This window comes from Roseibium sp. (assembly GCF_048260565.1).
In the GTDB taxonomy this organism is placed as follows: Bacteria; Pseudomonadota; Alphaproteobacteria; order Rhizobiales; family Stappiaceae; genus Roseibium.
Genome location: NZ_JBLXGP010000006.1, coordinates 299,869 through 318,152, shown reverse-complemented (window position 1 = coordinate 318,152; position 18,284 = coordinate 299,869). Strand labels below are relative to the sequence as shown.

Annotated in this window: 14 protein-coding genes; 6 read left to right on the top strand and 8 right to left on the bottom strand. The window is 63.5% G+C overall.

Translation table 11 applies throughout. The features are described from left to right. Nucleotides 1–160 precede the first annotated feature (160 nt). The 6 genes from ACN0SO_RS15735 to ACN0SO_RS15710 all read left to right on the top strand — a co-directional run bounded on the left by ACN0SO_RS15735 (nt 161) and on the right by ACN0SO_RS15710 (nt 4,509). Nucleotides 161–577 (top strand): hypothetical protein, encoded by a 417-nt coding sequence (locus ACN0SO_RS15735; RefSeq protein WP_417679357.1) that lies wholly within the window; start codon nt 161–163, stop codon nt 575–577. 154 nt (nt 578–731) lie between these two features. Beyond that, nucleotides 732–1,160: an FKBP-type peptidyl-prolyl cis-trans isomerase gene (locus tag ACN0SO_RS15730; RefSeq protein WP_417679355.1), complete on the top strand. Its 429-nt coding sequence runs from the start codon at nt 732–734 to the stop codon at nt 1,158–1,160. A 644-nt stretch (nt 1,161–1,804) separates the two neighbouring features. Beyond that, nucleotides 1,805–2,791, top strand: a complete 987-nt coding sequence (gene sppA / locus ACN0SO_RS15725) for a signal peptide peptidase SppA (RefSeq protein WP_417679353.1) — start codon at nt 1,805–1,807, stop codon at nt 2,789–2,791. 18 nt (nt 2,792–2,809) lie between these two features. Then, nucleotides 2,810–3,109 carry an integration host factor subunit beta gene (ihfB, locus tag ACN0SO_RS15720; RefSeq protein WP_190292501.1) on the top strand — a complete coding sequence of 100 codons (300 nt, stop codon included), beginning with the start codon at nt 2,810–2,812 and terminating at the stop codon, nt 3,107–3,109. 94 nt (nt 3,110–3,203) lie between these two features. Beyond that, complete coding sequence (locus tag ACN0SO_RS15715; protein WP_417679350.1) at nt 3,204–3,575, top strand: lipopolysaccharide assembly protein LapA domain-containing protein; 372 nt, start codon at nt 3,204–3,206, stop codon at nt 3,573–3,575. Nucleotides 3,576–3,588: 13 nt separating this feature from the next. Continuing rightward, nucleotides 3,589–4,509, top strand: coding sequence for an ornithine cyclodeaminase (locus tag ACN0SO_RS15710; protein WP_417679348.1), 921 nt, complete (start codon nt 3,589–3,591; stop codon nt 4,507–4,509). 257 nt (nt 4,510–4,766) lie between these two features. Here the strand turns inward: ACN0SO_RS15710 and ACN0SO_RS15705 are convergent, their stop codons facing one another. The 8 genes from ACN0SO_RS15705 to ACN0SO_RS15670 all read right to left on the bottom strand — a co-directional run bounded on the left by ACN0SO_RS15705 (nt 4,767) and on the right by ACN0SO_RS15670 (nt 18,039). Continuing rightward, entirely contained in the window at nt 4,767–5,375 is a 609-nt protein-coding gene (locus tag ACN0SO_RS15705; RefSeq protein ID WP_417679346.1) for a trimeric intracellular cation channel family protein, read from the bottom strand. A 77-nt stretch (nt 5,376–5,452) separates the two neighbouring features. Next, entirely contained in the window at nt 5,453–6,106 is a 654-nt protein-coding gene (gene grpE, locus ACN0SO_RS15700) for a nucleotide exchange factor GrpE (protein ID WP_417679344.1), read from the bottom strand. A 141-nt stretch (nt 6,107–6,247) separates the two neighbouring features. Beyond that, nucleotides 6,248–6,568: a thioredoxin gene (gene trxA / locus ACN0SO_RS15695; RefSeq protein ID WP_190292497.1), complete on the bottom strand. Its 321-nt coding sequence runs from the start codon at nt 6,566–6,568 to the stop codon at nt 6,248–6,250. 84 nt (nt 6,569–6,652) lie between these two features. Continuing rightward, the gene (addA, locus tag ACN0SO_RS15690; protein ID WP_417679341.1) at nt 6,653–10,165 is read right to left on the bottom strand and encodes a double-strand break repair helicase AddA; all 3,513 of its coding nucleotides are present in this window, start codon (nt 10,163–10,165) and stop codon (nt 6,653–6,655) included. Further along, entirely contained in the window at nt 10,162–13,302 is a 3,141-nt protein-coding gene (gene addB / locus ACN0SO_RS15685; protein WP_417679339.1) for a double-strand break repair protein AddB, read from the bottom strand. The genes addA and addB overlap by 4 nt, the downstream gene beginning before the upstream one ends. A gap of 3 nt (nt 13,303–13,305) precedes the next feature. Then, nucleotides 13,306–14,046 (bottom strand): nucleotidyltransferase family protein, encoded by a 741-nt coding sequence (locus ACN0SO_RS15680; protein WP_417679337.1) that lies wholly within the window; start codon nt 14,044–14,046, stop codon nt 13,306–13,308. A 39-nt stretch (nt 14,047–14,085) separates the two neighbouring features. Continuing rightward, a complete protein-coding gene (tsaE, locus tag ACN0SO_RS15675) occupies nt 14,086–15,612 on the bottom strand; it encodes a tRNA (adenosine(37)-N6)-threonylcarbamoyltransferase complex ATPase subunit type 1 TsaE (protein WP_417679335.1) in 1,527 nt (508 codons plus the stop codon). Between the two features lie 12 nt (nt 15,613–15,624). Beyond that, nucleotides 15,625–18,039, bottom strand: a complete 2,415-nt coding sequence (locus tag ACN0SO_RS15670) for a PAS-domain containing protein (protein WP_417679383.1) — start codon at nt 18,037–18,039, stop codon at nt 15,625–15,627. Between the last annotated feature and the right edge of the window lie 245 nt (nt 18,040–18,284).

Below are 18,284 nucleotides of genomic sequence, written 5' to 3'. Positions count from 1 at the left end.
CCGACAATCGCCACAAAACCTAATCCAAAATAACAAACCCGCCGAAATCGACGGGTTTGTCAGCGGTCTGAAGGGCGGCCCCGCGGGCCGCCCTTTTTCATTTTCCTGTTCCGCTTCGGACCGCTTACATTGCCGTGACCACGGGACGATCCGGACAGCCATGACGCCTGCCACACTCAGCATTTGCGATATCGACGAGGCGGTTCGCCGGGAAGCCGCCGAGGCGCAGACGAAAATCCAGGACGCCTGGTATTGGGGGGCGGTCGGCAACCAGCAGGCCCATGCGGTTCACTGCGCCATCGGGATCATCCGGCAGCATGTCGATGAAAACGGCACGGTCGCGCTGGAGCCGTGCCTGGCGGCGCTGAGACAACAGCGCCAGACCTTCATGGACGGCAGCTACGACGCGGACGGCTACGCGGCCGCGACCATCCGGGCGATCCTCCAGCCGTTCGAGGCCGCACTTGCTTCGAACGCCGGTTCAGGAAAATTCCGAATGGGAAGGTTCTTCCGCAAACGGCGTGCCCGGCGGGTCCTGGCCTCCCCGCCATGGTCGGTTCAGTACACCCAGCAATGACGCCCGGACACGACATGTGGACCGTCCCCGCCCGCCTTTGACATTTTGCCCATAGCCGTTACGCTTGGCGGACACCAAGAGAACCTGCGCTAAATGCGTGGCCTCGCACACTCACCGTCCCCAAAAAATCCCAGACAGAATTGAGAGACACGCGATGACCGAAGTCAAAGCGGGCGATACCGTATCCATTCACTACAAGGGCACGCTGGAAGACGGTTCCGTTTTCGACAGTTCCGAAGGCCGGGATCCGCTGCAGTTCACCGTTGGCACCGGCCAGATCATTCCCGGCCTCGACAGTGCCATTCCGGGCATGAAGGTCGGCGACGAGAAAACCGTTCACGTTCCCGCCGACAAGGCCTACGGACCGGTTCAGCCCCAGGCACGCCAGCCGGTGCCGCGCGACCAGTTCCCGTCGGAAATTCCCCTCGAGGTCGGCCGGCAGCTGCAGGTCCAGACCCAGGACGGCCAGACCCTGCAGGTGGTGATCGCCGAAGTGGGCGACGACAACGTCATTCTGGATGCGAACCATCCGCTCGCAGGCAAGGACCTGACCTTCGCGATCTCGCTGGTCGCGATAGCCTAGAGCCATCTGATGCGCGTGCCGGTCATCGGGAATTTGCGACCGATGGCCGGTGACGAACAGAACTGGCGCACACTCTATTTTCGGATAATCTCCCGCCGACGCATTTGATCAGTCGGGGAGATTATGCGTGGACTTGCTTTCCGGTTTTTCTTCACAGCCTACTTCTATGCCATCGCCGGCATGGCCTTCGGCATTCATATGTCAGGGCGCAGGACTTCGAGCGCCCGCCCATGTCCACCTGAACCTGCTCGGCTGTGTGAGCATGACGTTTTTCCTCGTGATCGTTTTCCTGTCCCGCAGCTGGCAAGACGCTCGCGCCTGACCGAGTGACATTTACAGCAATTGTCCCGCACCGGACCGTATCACAGGTCCGGTAACGGGCCGGTCTGCGCATTGCCCGGGTTCTCGTCGCCAACCGATCACGGAATCGTGAAAACTTCCTTCGGATCGCCGTCCGGGGGTGGAACGAAAGATCGCAGAATGCCGCTCTAGGCATTCGCCCGCACAAGTGCGAGAATGCGGACAGGTGAGACCAATGCGGGAACCTTCGCTAAAACATTTGCAAATAATTGCATTTTCGGCCGCCTTGATCCTATTTAGGGGCCAGACTCACATTCAATCCGGTTAGGGACAAATAGTCAGACATGAGCCTTGATGCAGACGCCTTGGTGGACCGCAGACGGATGCGACGCAAACTGTCCTTTTGGCGCGGGGCCGCCTTTCTTCTGGTCGCAATCGCCATCATCACCGGCATCGCCTACGCGGCCGGATTTGCAGGCATCGGCAAGCGCTCCGCCCATATCGCGCGCTTGTCCATTGACGGCGTGATCCTGGAAAACCGGGACCAGTTGAAGCTGATCGAAAAGATCTCCAAGTCGGCGGCCGTCAAGGGCGTGATCCTCTCGATCAATTCCCCGGGCGGCTCCACCACCGGCGGCGAGGCCCTTTACGACGCCTTGCGCAAACTGGCCGAAAAGAAGCCTTTGGTCGCGGAAATCCGCACTGTTGGAGCCTCTGCCGGTTATATGATCGCCCTGTCTGCGGACCACATCGTCGCCCGCTACAACTCGATTACCGGATCGATCGGCGTCCTGTTCCAGTTCGGCAACATCGCCAAGCTGATGGAAACCGTGGGCGTCCAGATGGAAGCGGTCAAGAGCGCACCCCTCAAGGCCGAACCGGACTTCTATTCGCCGACGTCGCCGGAAGCCCGCGCCATGCTGAAAACGCTGGTGATGGATTCCTATGACTGGTTCGTGAAGCTCGTGGCGGAACGTCGCGGGTTGAGCGAAGAAGATGCCCGCAGCCGCGCCGACGGGCAAATCTACAGCGGGCACAACGCTCTTAACCTCAAGCTGATCGATGCCATCGGCGGCGAAGACGCGGCGATCTCCTGGCTGGAGACGGAACGGTCCGTGGCAAAGGACCTGCCAGTGATCAACTGGAGCGTGGATGAGGACAAGGACGGGCTGCCGCTGGCCAGCCGCATGAGCCAGGGCCTGGGCGAAGGCTTCGCAAAAGGTCTTACAGGTAGTCTTGGAGCCGCTAAAGGGCTGATTCCGCGAGGGCTTACGCTTGACGGCCTTGTATCGGTTTGGCAGGCTCCTGAGGCGGCAGACGAAAATCCATAATTCGAGGGGGCGCGGCCAATGATAAAGTCAGAGCTGGTTCAACATATCGCGGAACAAAATCCACACCTCTACCAGCGCGATGTCGAAAACATCGTCAATGCTATTCTGGACGAGATTACCGAGGCGCTGATGCGCGGTGACCGGGTGGAACTGCGCGGCTTCGGCGCGTTCTCCGTCAAGAACCGGCCGGCGCGGGTCGGTCGCAACCCCAGGACCGGCCAGAAGGTGGAAGTCGACGAAAAATTCGTCCCCTTCTTCAAGACCGGCAAGGAAATGCGTGTACGCCTGAACGACGGTGTGGACCACGGCGACGACTAAGGGGTACACAGGAATATATCCGTATCGACGGCTGCCAACCGCAGAGATTGGCAGAGACACCGTCCCTGCATGAAAACGGCTTCAGGAGGCCCCTGTGACCCGGTTTATCAAGAACATCATTCTTCTGGCCATTGCCGTGGTGCTTGTTCCCCTGTCTGTCGCCAACCGGCACGCGGTCTCCCTGTCGCTCAATCCCTTCGACCCGCAGGACCCGCGTCTCACCATTCCGGACATTCCGCTGTTCTGGGTGATTTTCGCCAGCCTGGGCGTGGGCATCCTTGTCGGCGGCCTCGGCGCCTGGGCCAAGCAGGGACGCTGGCGCAAGGAAGCGCGCGTCAAACGCCGCGAAGCCGACAAATGGCATCGGGAAGTCGATCAGTTGCGCGAACAGACCGAAGCCATGGCACCAGGCGCCACGTCGTCGGCTCCGAAGCTTTCAGGGCCCGACAGCAGGCACGCCGCCTGATTGCGTCTGCTGCATGCGTATCCTTTCCAGCGATGAAATCGACAGCGCACTTGCCTATCCGGAGCTGATCGAAACCCTGTTGCGTGCCTACCGCTCCCGAGTCGTCGTGCCGCAACCAGCGGGTTTTTCCATTGCACGGCCTCATCAGACCGCAGGTATCCTGAAAGCGGTCCCGGCCTGGTCCAATTTCGTGGCCCAGGGCCACACCGACCGGGGCTATATCGGCTGCGGGATCACACTTGAGCTTCCGCAATCGGACGATGCGCCCGACATCGGTTCCTCGCAGTCGGGTTCCGCCCTCTACCTGCTCCTGTCCGGCACGACCGGCCATCCCGTCGCCCTTCTCGACGGTGTGCGCCTTGCCGTCTGGCGACGCTGTGCCCTGCATGCCCTGGCCACGCGCTATCTGGCACGAGAGGATACCAGCCGTCTGCTGGTCATCGGCACAGATCCCATGCTGCCGAGCCTGTTGGGCGCCTACGCGGCGGTTCGCGACATCCGTTCCGTGCTGCTGACGGCAGGCGCGGAAGCCTTCCTCGACAATCTCCGGACCCATCCGAAGCTGAAACGCATCACCTTTGGGGTGACGGACGACCTGGCCGGTGCGGTTGCGGGGGCGGATATGATCTGCTGTGCATCCCGCGCCCCTGTCGACCTGCCTGGACCAGCCCTTTCGCCCGGTGCGCACATCGATGTTCTGGACCCGGATAGCCGCCTCGACGAAGGCACTCTGTCCCAGGTGCGGATCTTCGTCGGAGACCGGAACGAGGCCGGAGCGCTGGCAGACGAGGATATCGCCGCCGACCTTCGCGAACTGGCAAAGGGCGAGAAGGCCGGGCGACGGTTTTACGGACAGATGACCCATTTTCATCCCGCCGGATCGTCCGGGCTGGCGGATCTCGCGGTTGCCGGACACGTTTTTTTGAGAAGCTGATCCCCTTTCGGGATCCACAATTCCTCCCCATATACCGCCATGAGAAGAGAGGACAGACAAAACACCTGTATCTGCTTGAAAGGAACAGACCATGCTCAGAACGCTGGTCTATGCGGCAGGCCTGCCAATGCTGGCCCTCGCCGTTATCGGACTGACGGCATCGCTTAGTTCGATATAACTTCGGATCCCGCTGCTGAAATAGCCGGCCGTGAGGCCGGCATTTTCATTTCCGCGCCGCAGTCGCCCCTCCCCGATGATTAGGATTTCGGGCTGCTGTAACCAGGCAGCGTCCAGCCGAACTGAATGGCGCCGCCGCGCAGAACGAACGCCAATGCGGCCGAGGCAGCGGCCGCTGCCCATCCTCCGATCCCCAGTGTTGCCAGAAGCACATAGCAACCGGCTCCGGCAAAAGCGGCAGATACGTAGATTTCGGACTTGATGATGGCGGAAGGCTCACCGGCGATGACATCGCGCAGGATGCCGCCGAAGGTCGCCGTCGCCACGCCCATCGATACAGCCACCAGGGCCGTATCGCCAACGCTGAGCGCCTTGGCTGCCCCCATGACCGAATAGGCCGATATGCCGACGGCATCCGCCCACCTGAGCGGTTTTCCGAAGCCTTCCACGATATGGGCGAAAAACCACATAGTGACGCTGACCGCCACGCAGACCAGGAGATACGCGTTAGAGTGAATCCAGAAAACCGGCACACCCAGCAACAGGTCGCGCAGCGTTCCGCCGCCAATTCCGGTGAGGGTGGCGAAGAACAGAAAGGCGATGAAGTCCATCTGTTTGCGCGACGCGACGATGGCGCCGGAAATGGCAAAGACGCCAACACCAAGATAATCCAGAACCTGCAGCAGCATGCCGCCCCCAAACAAAAGCCGCCTCCCCGGCGTCCGGGGAAGCGGCATTATAGAGTTCAATCGGGCTTTAGAAAGCGTCAGGCGGTCTTGTCGACCGTCTGTCCGGCTTCCTCGTCGCCGTCCTTCGCTGCCGCCGAAGCGTCCTTTGGGGCTTCTTTCGGGCCGCCCTTGGATACGCCGACCATGGCGGGACGGAGGACACGGTCGCCGATCTGGTAACCGGCCTGCACGACCTGGACGACCGTGTTGTTCGGCACTTCCGTATTCGGAACCTCGAACATGGCCTGATGGAAATTGGGGTCGAACTTCTGACCCGCCGGATCGAGCTTCTTGACGCCGTTCTTTTCAAGCTGGTTGAGAAGCTCGCGCTCGGTCATCTCCACGCCTTCCAGCAGTGCCACAAGTCCGGCATCGGCATTCTGGCGCAGTTCGTCCGGCACGGCGTCGAGCGCCCGGCGCAGGTTGTCGGAGACCGTCAGTATGTCGCGTGCAAAGCCTGCGACGGAATATTGCCGGGTGTCCTTCAGCTCCTTTTCCGTGCGGCGGCGCAGGTTTTCCATTTCCGCCATGACACGCAGGGCCCGATCCTTGAGCTCGGCGTTTTCCGCCTTCAGCGCCTCGATCGGATCAACAGCCTCGTTGTCCGCAGATGCGTCCTCGGCGGCGGTTTCCGCAGCCTGAGCGGCGACCTCGGGCTCTTGATCTTCAGGGGTAGTGTTGTCGTTGCTCATATGTGGTCCGTAAGATTGCGTTCGGTCGGTTTAAACGGCTCGGGCGGATATGCCATAAGCATACCCGCCTGAAAACCTCCGATCATGTCACCCGCCGATGCGGGACGACTGGTCCAAAGGCCTCTGCGGCCCGTTTTGGAATCAGAGCGCGCTCTTGATCCAGTCGGCGATCTTGCCCTTCGGCGCGGCGCCAACCTGGCTTGCAGCCGGCTCGCCATCCTTGAACAGGATCAGCATCGGGATGGAGCGGACGCCATATTTCATGGCCATGTCCTGGTTCTCGTCGATGTTAAGCTTGGTGATCTTCACCTGGCCCGACATTTCCTCCGAGATTTCTTCAAGGGCAGGAGCGATCATTTTACAGGGGCCGCACCATTCCGCCCAGAAATCGACGACGACCGGTTCGGAAGACTTCAGAACGTCTGCTTCGAACGTAGCGTCAGTGGTTTTGTTGGTAGCCATGTCTTGCCTCTTTCGATAGGTCATGCGGACGCTGACAAACGTACACGCGCGTTGCGCCGAACGTAGGTAGCCATGGGCGATCCGTCAAGCGGGCGAACCGTCGCTGCGCAGGCGCGAAAACGTCTCGTCCAGAACCTCTGACGGCACCATCATGAGCGACGGGGTTACGGTCCACAGGAGAGCGGCTTCCACCGGCCGGTCCGAATAGATCCCGCAAAGCAGTTTCCGGTAGACGCTGAGCTGGGCAAGATATTCGGGCGGAATCCCCTCCGCCGCCACCGGCGGGCGCAGGTTGGTCTTGTAATCGACGATCAGGACCCGGTCCGGTTCGACGACCAGACGGTCGATCTGCCCGGAGATGGCCACCTCCTTGCCGTCGGACGCGATCAGATTGCCGACCACCGCAACCTCGGCCCGGGCCGAGCTTGCAAAAAGCGGGGAGAATTCGGCGGCGTTCAGAATCTCGTGAACTTCGCCGAGAAGTGCCTCGGCGTAGCCTGCGAATTCCTCCGCCAGCGCGGCGGCGATAAACCGTTCGGCGGCCGCTTCCCGTTCACCCGGCGCAAGGTCTGGAAGGGTTTCCAGCAGCCGGTGAACGAGCCGGCCCTTTTCCAGAGGCCAGTGGGCGGGTTGTCGGCGCGCTTCCAGCCTGGAAGCGGCGGGAACCGGTTCGATCCCTTCCTTTTCCTCCATGATCTCGAAAACACGGGACGGCTGCAGCCGGGGTTTTCGGGCGAAGGCCGGCGCCTTTTGCGTTAGCCAGGTCGGCAGCTCCGGCTTTTGCGCTTCGACAGGAGCCGCTGTTTCGACGGCAGGCGGTGCACGGTGTTCCGCGGCCGGCGCCTGTTCCTTCCGCCAACGCCAAGCGGCCGTCTCGCCATCGGTGCCTTTGATCTCGTCCGCCTCCGGTCTCAAAGCGCGGGCGACGATGTTGTACCAGCAATCGTCATGAGCGCCGCGTTTCGGTTCCCAGCCGCAGACGATGAGGCGGTCTTCTGCTCGCGTGAGCGCAACATAGAGCAGGCGGCGGTATTCCTCCTCCTGTCCCTCCCGCAGGCCGTCAATCGCCTCCGCATGCCAGGAGGTCCGTTCCTCTTTCACCGGCAACCAGACAAGAGCCGGCGGCAGCAACGGATTGTTGTGCCTTTGCCGCGGCAGGAAGGCCGGGTCGTGGATCGCGCTGACCGGCGCCCCGCCCGGATCGACCAGAAAGACGATCTTCGCCTCCAGCCCCTTGGAGCCGTGGACGGTCATGATCCGGACCATGCCCTTGGAGTTGGTCAGTTCGCGCTTGATCTCCGTCGGGGCCGCATCCATCCAGGCGAGGAAGCCTTCCAGCCCCGGCGTCCCGGTCTGTTCGTAAGCGATCGTGAGTGCCAGGAACTCGTCGAGGACGTCATCGACCTCGACGCCGAGGCGGGCCCGGAAGCCGTGCCTGCCGCCGTCCGCGGCAAGCAGGCGGGCATAGAACTCGTAGGGCGGCATGAAGTCGGCCCGCGCGCGCCAGACGTCGAGTTTCTTTCGGACCTCATCCCATTTCGGACTTGCTTCGGCCCTGCGCACGAGCATCTGCCACAGGGTTCCGGCCCGCTCCTTCTCCGGCGTTTCGCGGGCGATTTCCAGAAGATCGTCGTCATTCAGGCCGACGAGCGGGCTTTTCAGGACGGCGGCCAGCGACAGGTCGTCTTCGGGCAGAAGCAGGAAGCGGCCGAGCGCCGCCAGGTCCTTGACCGCGATATGGTCGGTCAGGATCAGCCGGTCGCTGCCGGCGGCTGGAATGCCGAGTTCCTTCAGTTCCCGGTTGAGCGCCTCCACGAAGGGCCCGCGCTTGCGCACCAGGATCATCACGTCGCCCGGATCGGCGGTACCGTCGCGCATCCAGCTGCCGATCGTCGCCGCGATCCGGCGCGCGACCTTGAGCATGGGGCTGCCGGAGCCGACCCGGTCGATCGGAACAACCCAGTCTTCCGGCTCCGTCATGTCCTCTTCCGTTTCCAGCGGCCAGAGTTCGACGATGCCCGGATCCTTGCGGATCGCCTCGTGCACCGGCGCCTTGACCTCCTGCGAGAGGCCGCGATGCGCTTCCTCATCCTTGAACACCCGGTCGACGGCGCCGAGCACGTCCGGGGTGGAGCGGAAGGAAAGCTGCAGGTCGACGGAGTGAAACAGTCTTTCCGCCGCGGCCGAGCGTTTGGAGAATTCCCGGCGCATTTCGTCGAAATAGGCGGGCACCGCGCCCTGGAAGGAATAGATCGACTGTTTCTCGTCGCCGACGGCGAAGACGGTGCGCACCTGGCCGCGCGCGCCCTCGCCTGTAAAGAATTCTTCCGCCAGCGAGCGGACAACCTCCCACTGGCGCGGGCTGGTGTCCTGCGCCTCGTCGACCAGGATATGGTCGAGGCCCTGATCAAGCTTGTACTGCACCCACTGGGCAGCTTCCGCTTCCCTGAGCATCTTGGCGGTGCGCACGACCAGATCCTCGAAGTCGAGGAAGCCGCGCGCGGTCTTGGCCATTTCGTAGTGACCGATCACCGCATCGGCGAGCCTCAGCAGCGCTGCCGTCCCCTCGAAGGTGACGGCGAGCCGGCGCTCCTGGAGAAGCTCCATGAGGCGGGCCTGTTCGGCCTCCAGCAGCTCGACGACATCCGGCGCGGTTTCGACGATCTTTTTTGTCGCAAGCGACTTCCGCGGCTCCAGCTTCCCGGTCAGGAAAATCGGCAGCCAGGTGTCCTTGAAGGCCTCGGGCTCGGAGAGTTTCCTGGCCTGGACGAGTTGATCGGCCCTCGCCTGATCGGTCTTGCTGCCGCTTCCCAGGATCTCCGCGGCACGGCGGGACGCCAGTTCATCGAGCACGGCCTCGTCGCGAAAACGCCGGTCCAGATCGCGCAGGTTCATCCCAGGCCGGACGCCGAGATCGGTCGCCAGATGGCTGAGCGCGGTTTCCAGATCGCCCTCGTCCGCGGTCCAGCGGCGGAAAGCATCCCGGTTCTGGATCAGTTCGTCGAGCGCTTTTTCCACCCCGGCATCGCTCATCAGGTCGATGACGGCGGCCAGCGCCCGACCGAAGGGACTGTCGGGTGTCGTTTCGGCGATATGGAAAACCGACGCGCGTGCATCGGCCATCAGTTCGGCGCCCTGGCGATCGTCGAGGACGGTGAAGTGACCGGCGACATTGGCCTCCAGCGGGAACTGGTGCAGCAGCGCCTCGCAGAAGCCGTGAATGGTCTGGATCTTCAGGCCACCCGGGGTTTCCAGGGCGCGGGCGAACAGACGCCTTGCCAGCGCAATCCGTTCCGCATCGGGCTTGCGGCCTTCGACCGCTTCCAGCTCAGCTGCCAGAGCTTCATTGTCCTTGGTCACCCAGTCGCCCAGGATCCTGAAGACACGGGTCGCCATTTCGGCGGCAGCCGCCTTGGTGAAGGTCAGGCACAACAGGCGCGAGGGATCGGTGCCGTCGAGCAGCAGTCGCACCACCCGGCGGGACAACACGAAGGTCTTGCCGGAACCGGCATTGGCGCTCACCCAGGCGGAGGCGCGCGGCTGGGAAGCGAGATCCTGCCTTTTGCGGGTCAGTTCGGGGATCTGGAAGCCGCTCATTCGCCCTCCTCCGATCCGACCGACCATTCCTGGACACGGGCCAGATGATCGTAAGGCCCGTCGATCTGCCGCTCACGCAGCACCCGCGCCCGGGACAGATAGCCGGTGGTCTCCTTGCCATAGTGGGCAATCAGCTGCTCCAGCCGCGTCCAGGCTTCCTCGATCAGATCGGCAAGATCCTTTTCCTTGGGATCGCGGCGCAGGGCCGCAACGGGATCGGAGCCGCCCTTGAGTTGCAGATAGAGGAGTTCGGAGACGGGCCGGTCGCCGGGCACGTCCTTGAAGCCGAGCCGCCGGATCATCGCTGCCTCCAGTGGCATCTGCGGCGACAGCAGGCTTTCCACCTGTTTGATCGAGGGTACCTGACCGGTCTTGTAGTCGAGGACGGCGATGGTGCCGTCGGTCATCAGGTCGATCCGGTCGGCGCGTCCGCGCAGGCGGAACTCGATCCCCGGCAGGGCCAGTTCCGCGCCGCCGGAGACTTCCAGAAACCGGGTCTCGACCGCCGGTGCACGTTGCGCCTCGAAGGCGACGAAGCCGCCGGCAATGCGCACGAAACGCGGCCACCACAGAGCCCGGACCGCCGGAAAGGCTTCAAGCGGCGCAAACAGGTCTTCCCCAATCTCGATCAGGCGGCGGACCGCGCTGTCGTCAAAGGGCCCGGTCCATTCGCCCAGGAAATGCGCCAGCGCGTCGTGGATGATGGTTCCCTTGTCGGCGGCATCCGGTTCCCCGCCGATCGGGTCGACCGGCTGGAGCTCCAGCACATGCCGGGCGAAGATGGCATAGGGGTCGCGAACGAGACGTTCGATCTCGGTGACGGACAGGCCCTTCGGCCGCGCGGCCAGGGGCGGCATCGGCTCCGGACGGCGCGCGGAGCGCACGGGGCCCTCCGGACGGTCGAGCAGACCGGCAAGGTCGGTATATCTGGTTCCGCGCGCTTCCATCTCCTTTGCGATGTCCGGACCGGCCAGGGTCAGAAGCCGCTGCAGCCAGCGGGAGGCGACGGTCGGTGCGCCGTCGGCGCGGGCGGAGCGGGAGAGAAGCACTCGTTTGGCGCCGAGCCCCTGGACGAAATCATGGGCGGAGGCGCCGATCCGGCGCTCCGGCGGATCGAGCCCGAGATCGCGTTTCATCGGCCGGTTGAGCCACGGGTCGTTGCGGGTGCGCTGCGGCCAGATGCCTTCGTTGAGACCGCCGAGGATCACCAGATCGGGCGCCTGCAGACGGGCTTCCATGGGGCCGAGGATCTGAATGCGCGGATCTCCCGGCAGCCGGCGGCGTACGGCCGTTCCCGACATCAGTGCCGGAAACACGGACGGCCACTCGGAAGGCTTCAGTTCCAGGCCGCTGTTCTGTGCTTCCAGAAGGCCGGTGAACATCAGCGCAAGCGCCTCGCCGGTTTCGCCTGAATAAAGCTCCGCGTCGGAGCCTGCCTCATCGCGGGCGATCCGGCTCAGCACCTCCGCATGCGCGCGGGCAAGGTCGGCAACGTTCAAGCTGTCCGTGCTGTCGGCAAGATCCTCCAGCGGCGCCAGAGCGTGCGTCAGGCGGTCCACCAGATCGCCGATGGCCTCCCAGTCCGCCTCGTGGATCTTCTTCCAGCGCGGCGTATGGGATGCGGTCCCTGCGGTCTCACGGCTGGCGGCAACGGCATCCCTCAGGCCTTGGGTTCCGGGCCTTGCCCTCGGCCCGCGCAGAACGCCGCGTTCAAGCGCGCGGGCGGCGGCGCGCATGTCCTTGATCGGAAGGCCGAGGCGGGCAAGCGGGTGCTTCAGGAGCGACAGCAGATCGACCGGTTCGCAGCCGTTGAAGGCAAGTTTCGCGGCCAGGCTGGCGAGGATTGCCGGTGGCGTCTGGTCGAGCGGGCGGCCTGCACTGTCGTCCACCTGGATCTGCCAGCGGGCCAGTTCGCTTGCGACCCGTCGGGTCAGCATCCGGTCCGGCGACACAAGGGCTGCCGTCTCGCCTCTTTCCAGCGCCTCGCGCAGGGCGACGGAAACGCTCAAGGCCTCATCGGCCTCGTTGCGGGCGGTAATCACCCCGACATCCGACAGCGCCTGCCGTCTTTGCGGTTCGGGAAACCCCGCCAGGAACGCCATCCAGTTCTCGGAGGTTTCGGCCGGGCGCAAGGCCTCAGACACAATCACCTCGCGATCGATGAGGCTCTTTTCCGGAAGGGCGCCGAGAACATGGACATCCCTGCGGGTGAGCCCCAAGGTCTCCAGAAGCAGTTTCAGGCTGAATTGGGGATGGCCGGGGACCGATACGGACGTGCGGAAGTCGGCGCCTGCCGGACGGCCGCCAAGGGCCGTCCAGGAGGTGTCGTCCATGTGCATATCAAGACCGGGCAGAACGATGACGCCGTTGTCCAGCCTGGCGACGGTCTTCAGGAGGGCTGCGGTTGCCGGTACCGAGCCGGTGGTTCCGGCAACGATCACCGGTCCCTTGGGCGGCTCAGCGGCGAGGCGCTCGGCTTCCCGGCGAATGAGGGCGGAACGGCGCGCCTTCGGGTCCATCCGGCCCTGTTCGGCCAGATGCCCCGGCCAGGCCTCCTGGACGATCTTCAGAAAATCCAGGGTGATCTGCCAGTAGCGGGCGTAGTCGTCCGGCACCAGGCCGGCGAGATCGGACCAGTCCGCCTCTTCCACCTCGATCTCGTCCATCAGCGTCAGGAGATCGGCGGCAAGCCAGGCGGCATCGGCGGCAGAGGCCGGCACGCCGAGGGGCTCGTCGGAGCGCAGGTTCAGGGCCTCGCGGCGCAAGGCGCCCTTCCATGCCATGACAAGGCGCGTCATCGCCAGATGGCGTTCCAGCACGGGCATGGCGGGCGGCAGGGGTTCTCCATCGGCTTCCGCCGACAGGGCCTGGGCATCTTCGTCGACATCGCCAAGCGGCCGGATAGCGGGAAGCAGGACGGGACGCCCGCCGAAAACTTCCTGGAACAGGTCGGGCAGGAGCCGCGCGGCGCGGCGGGTCGGCAGGTAGAGCGTTGCGGCCGACAGGAGAAGCGGGTCGTCGAGCGGGCGGAAGCCCGGGATCAGGGTGCCGTCGGCCAGGGTTTCGACCAGGCGCCTCAGGAAGGGAACCGAAGGCGGGATGGTAAAAATGCGCGGTGGTGTTCCCTGGCCCGGCATCGATCAGGCGGCGCTGTCGCGCACGGCGTATTCGGCGGCGCGGATCGCATCCGGCGTGCCGATGTGCAGCCAGATCCCTTCCATCTCCACCCCGAAAAGCCGACCCTCTTCGATCGCCTTGTCGAACAGGAGGTTCATGGAGAATGGCCCTTCCGGAGCGCCGTCGAAGAGACGGGGATGCAGGATCGCCGCCCCCGCATAGGCAAAGGCCGTCACGCTGCGTTCCGGACGCCGGATCAGGGAGCCGTCCTTGGCCATATCGAAATCGAAATCACCCCGGCCGGAATAGCCGACCGACTTCACGGTTTCCGCCACCAGAAGCAACGCATCCATGCGGCTCTCGTCCCAGGCATCGATCATGTGCTCCAGGTTGGGCTTCACGCCCTCGATCCAGTAGGCGGTGTCGGCATTGAGCTGGAAAAACGGCCGATCGCCCAGGAGCGGCAGCGCCTTCTTGATGCCGCCTCCGGTTTCGAGCAGTTCCTCGCGCTCGTCGGAAATCAGGATTTCCATGTCCTTGCGGCGGCGGGCATGAACCTCCACCAGGTCGGCAAGGTAATGGACGTTGACGACGCAGGAAGAGACCCCGGCTGCCGCGAGCCGGTCGAGCCCGTGGTCGATCAGGGCCTTGCCGTTGACCTCGATCAGCGGCTTCGGTGTGGTGGCAGTGATCGGACGCATCCGTTTGCCCCGGCCCGCGGCCAGGATCATTGCTTTCGAAGGACGAAACGTCTTCTCGTTCATTTCCCGTTCCAGTTTCGGTTTCCGGAACCGCTCGGGCTTCTAGCCGCGATTCCCGTCATACCAGAGCTTCAGATCCGACAGAACAGGATGCATCAGAACCCGGTCAAGGTAAGATTGCATCCTTGGCAAATGATCCAGATACGCCGGTTTGCCGTCCCGTTCAGCCAGGCGGATGAATATCCCCAGGATCTTGGTGACCCTCTGGGCCCCCATGACCGCATAGGCGGCGGAAAAGCCGGCTTCATCGAAATCCGGATCGGCGGATTGCCTCGCCTGCACATAGGCCTGATAGAGGTCTTTTTCCAGAGCTTGCGGAATGTCGGCGCGGGCATCGAGCAGAAGCGAGGCGACGTCATAGGCGACGGGCCCGATCACCGTGTCCTGATAATCGATCAGCCCCACCCGGGACGCTCCTTCCCGATCCTCCCGCCAGATCAGGTTGGGCGAATGATAGTCGCGCAGCACCCAGCCGGTTTCGGCATCGGCAATGGCGTCGAAAGCGGACTGCCAGAGCCGGCGAAAGTCCTCGCGCGCAGACGCGCTCGCCGCCGTACCGGTGGCATATTTCACATACCAGTCGAGATAAAGATCGGCCTCCGTCTGCAGCGCGTCGCGGGAATAGACGGGGACACTGTATTCAGAACCGTCGGGCAGACGGACAGCCTTCGGCCACTGAACACCATGCATCTCCGCCAGAACAAGAACCGCCTGCTCATACCGGTCCGCGATCGGTGTCCCGTTCGACAGCACGCTGCCGGAACCCAGATCCTCCAGCACCAGCAGCCCTGCATCGAGATCGGACGCAAAGACCGCAGGCGCGACAAACCCCTTGCGGCGCAGTTCTTCACCGACGGCGACAAAAGCGCGAACACCGGGCGCACGATGAACGAGGCGATTATAGGTGAGCGCCGCTTCGGACCCGGCTTCCCCTTTCGGCTCCGGCCAGTTCATGACGACGGCGGTCCCATTGTCGGAGGAGACCCGCTCATAGCTGCGTGTGGAGGCGTCGCCGGTCAGATGGCGCCGGTGCGCTGCCCCAAGGCCGGACTGCGTCAGCAACTGCCGGATTTTGAGCGTCCGGTTCAGGCGCTCCGGCCAGTCGGTCTTGTCGGAGGCAAACCAGACACGGCGGCTGTCATCATCTTCCCCGGCCTCGAAGCGAAGCCAGAGAGCGCCCCCGGGCAGAAGGTCTCCGCCCTGCTCCGGCCATTCGACCAGAGCCGCGCCGGTCTCCAGCAACTCGTCCAATCCCAGTTCCTCCAGTTCCTCCGGCTCCTCCAGCCGGTAGAGGTCGAAGTGGGAAACCGCGAATCGCTCGAAATCATAGGTCTGGACCAGGGTGAAGGTCGGGCTCGGGACTTCCAGATCTTCGTCGTCGGCAAGCGTCCGCAGGAGCGCGCGGGCGAAGGTGGACTTGCCGGCGCCGAGATCACCGGAGAGCGCGATCAGGTCGCCCGGAGACAGACTAGCGGCAAGGTCTTCCGCCAGACGAACGGTCGCCGCCTCATCCTCCAGGACGAGCGACAGGAAGGGATCGGAAATGTCACGAAGTTCCGGGCCGGACATGGTCCTGCCCGCTCATTCGGCAGCAATGCGGCCGGTCAGTTCCGGCTTGGCGGGAAAGATACAGGTGACCGTCGTGCCCTTACCTTCCTCGGAATCGATTTCCACCTTGCCGCCGTGCAGTTCGACGAAGCTCTTGACGATGGCGAGACCAAGTCCAGCGCCCTGGCGCTTGGAGCCGGTGTCGTGGCCGACGAAGCGGTTGAACACCTGCTGCAGCACATCGGCGGGGATGCCGTGGCCATGGTCCTGGACGACGAAAACGACGTTTTCGTCCTTGCGGTCGCAGCTGACATCGACCACGCCGTGTTCGTCGGAATAGCGGATCGCGTTGGAAATCAGGTTGAACAGCACCTGGCGCAGGCGCTTTTCGTCCGCCAGGATGGTGCCGACATTGTCGGGCACATGCGTGTGCAGCGTGATTTGCGTCTCGGCAATCCGGTCCTTCAAGCCCTCGACCGCCGCTTCCACGGTTGCCGCGACATCGACCTCGCTCAGATCCAGCTCCATGATGCCCGCATCGAGGGTCGCCAGATCGAGAATGTCGTTGATGATCGCCAGCAGGGCGGAGGACGACGAGCGGATGTAGTCGGCGTATTCGCCCTGCTTGTCGGACAGCTCACCGAACTTGGGATCGGTCAGGAGCTGGGCGAAGCCGATGATGTTGGTGAGCGGCGAGCGCAACTCGTAGGAGACGTGCTGGATGAAGGCGTTCTTGAGCTGGTCGGCCTGCTCGAGCGCCTCGTTCTTTTCCACCAGGGCACGCTCGACATTCACGCTGTCGGTGACATCGACGAACGTCACCAGCGTGCCGCCATCGGGGAGCGGAACGGTCGCGTAGTCCAGAACCGAGCCGTCATGGCGCTCCATACGGTTGGCGGCCTGCATGCGATTGTCGACCAGACCGGTCACACTGCCGGCAAGCTGTTGCCAGGCCTCGACCTCGTCCTCGCGCTTGGCGCAGGCATCGACCACGTTCTTCACATGCGGCATGTCGGAGAGCATGTCTTCCGACAGGTTCCAGATGCGGGCGAAGGCCGGGTTCCAAAGACGGAGACGGCCGTCGGAGCCGAACACGGCAACGGCTTCCGACAGGTTGTCCAGGGTTTCGCCCTGAACCCTTGCCAGAGCGTTGTAGCGGCTTTCCAGATCGAGGCGTTCGGTGACGTTTTCGTAGATATAGGTCACGCCGCCCTGGGGATGCGGGTTTGCGATGACGCGCAGGGTGCGGCCGTCGGGCAGATGCCACCAGCTCTCCTGGGCCTCCAGGGACTGGTAGCTGTTGAGCATCTTGTTGCGCCAGACCCGATAATCGGCCTGCTCGGGCAGCTTTCTTGCGGCCCGCAGCGCATCGAGGACCGCGCCGTCCTCGGGGCTGTTTTCCAGGAAGACCGGATCCAGATCCCAAAGCTGGCGGAAGGCGGCATTGTAGAACTGCAGCTTGCGGTCGGCGGAGAAGATGGCGACCGCGGTCGCAAGCTGGTCGAGCGTGCGGCCGTGGAATTCCTCGGCGCGGGCGAGCTCCTTGCGAACCTGTTCGAGTTCGCTGATATCGACCGCGACCCCTGCGCTGCCCACATTGGCGGACACGTCGGTGACTTCGAAGACGCAACGCTTGCCGGCGGCCACGATCGGAATACGGGCATGGAAGCTGCCGTCCTCGTCCCGCTCGCTTGCCATGGCTTCCTGCGCGGCGGCGTCGAGGAACGGTGCGCCATCGCGCAGGGCGGAGGCCGCATCCGGCGCGTCGACCGCATGTGCATAAGCGGCATTCGCCCAGATCAGCTTGCCTTCTGCATCGCGCTGCCAGGCGGGCGCCGGCATCGCGTTCAACAGGGCATGAAGCATATAGAGTTCGCCCGAGATCCGGGCATTGCGGGCGGCAAGTTCGGCCTGCATCTGGCGTTCGCCGGTGAGATCACGCAAGCGCAGCACGACGGCGCCGCCGGTGGTGCGGCCAGCCGCCTCGACATAGGTGCCGGTCCGGGTTTTCAGGGTCGTGGAAAACTGTTCGCCGGTGTTGAACAGGGTGTCGAGGCAATCTTCCAGATCGGCGGAGCCTTTGGCGGTCAGCCAGTTGCCGAAGGACAGCAGCTGCGCTTCGTTGCGCGGCACACCGGATTCCTCAGGCAGCACGCCCCAAACCTGCGGCACTGCGCCGTTGCCCGTCCACACGACCACCCGCTGCTCGTCGGTATTGAGCATGGATTCCAGCCGGTCGACCTGGAACCTGAGATCGCTGGTTTCGCGTTTCATCGCCTTGGCGAATTTCGCGGACTGTTTTTTGTGGCGAACCAGTGCAATCGCGGTGGTGACGGCAAAGGCACACATACCGCCGACGGCACCGAAAAGAACCATCGTGTCCGGATTGATCTGCACGGAAGAGACTGGGAAGAGTTCGGCAGACCATGCGGCAGGAACGGAAACCATCGACGCGGCGGCAGCAGAGCCCACCAACCTTACCGATGTTAGAATCCTTCCCCGCAACGTCGCGTTCTCACGCGCGCCGTCATAGCTGCCTGCCGGCATTCCATGATCCCCTTAGCCGCCGTTTTCCCCGTAAATACGGGCTGAATCAGAAGCGTGTGCCTCATGGCTACTGATTCGCTAAAACCATAACCTTTTTGGGAATCGCGAAGAAGAGTCAGTTTCTGAAAAGTTAACGGAAATGCTAA

Excerpts from the sequence above, each read along its gene's own strand:
- ACN0SO_RS15735 (WP_417679357.1), top strand. The coding sequence starts at position 161 with ATGACGCCTGCCACACTCAGCATTTGCGATATCGACGAGGCGGTTCGC.
- ACN0SO_RS15730 (WP_417679355.1), top strand. The coding sequence starts at position 732 with ATGACCGAAGTCAAAGCGGGCGATACCGTATCCATTCACTACAAGGGC.
- sppA (WP_417679353.1), top strand. The coding sequence starts at position 1,805 with ATGAGCCTTGATGCAGACGCCTTGGTGGACCGCAGACGGATGCGACGC.
- ihfB (WP_190292501.1), top strand. The coding sequence starts at position 2,810 with ATGATAAAGTCAGAGCTGGTTCAACATATCGCGGAACAAAATCCACAC.
- ACN0SO_RS15710 (WP_417679348.1), top strand. The coding sequence starts at position 3,589 with ATGCGTATCCTTTCCAGCGATGAAATCGACAGCGCACTTGCCTATCCG.
- ACN0SO_RS15705 (WP_417679346.1), bottom strand. The coding sequence starts at position 5,375 with ATGCTGCTGCAGGTTCTGGATTATCTTGGTGTTGGCGTCTTTGCCATT.
- grpE (WP_417679344.1), bottom strand. The coding sequence starts at position 6,106 with ATGAGCAACGACAACACTACCCCTGAAGATCAAGAGCCCGAGGTCGCC.
- trxA (WP_190292497.1), bottom strand. The coding sequence starts at position 6,568 with ATGGCTACCAACAAAACCACTGACGCTACGTTCGAAGCAGACGTTCTG.
- addA (WP_417679341.1), bottom strand. The coding sequence starts at position 10,165 with ATGAGCGGCTTCCAGATCCCCGAACTGACCCGCAAAAGGCAGGATCTC.
- addB (WP_417679339.1), bottom strand. The coding sequence starts at position 13,302 with ATGCCGGGCCAGGGAACACCACCGCGCATTTTTACCATCCCGCCTTCG.
- ACN0SO_RS15680 (WP_417679337.1), bottom strand. The coding sequence starts at position 14,046 with ATGAACGAGAAGACGTTTCGTCCTTCGAAAGCAATGATCCTGGCCGCG.
- tsaE (WP_417679335.1), bottom strand. The coding sequence starts at position 15,612 with ATGTCCGGCCCGGAACTTCGTGACATTTCCGATCCCTTCCTGTCGCTC.
- ACN0SO_RS15670 (WP_417679383.1), bottom strand. The coding sequence starts at position 18,039 with ATGGTTTCCGTTCCTGCCGCATGGTCTGCCGAACTCTTCCCAGTCTCT.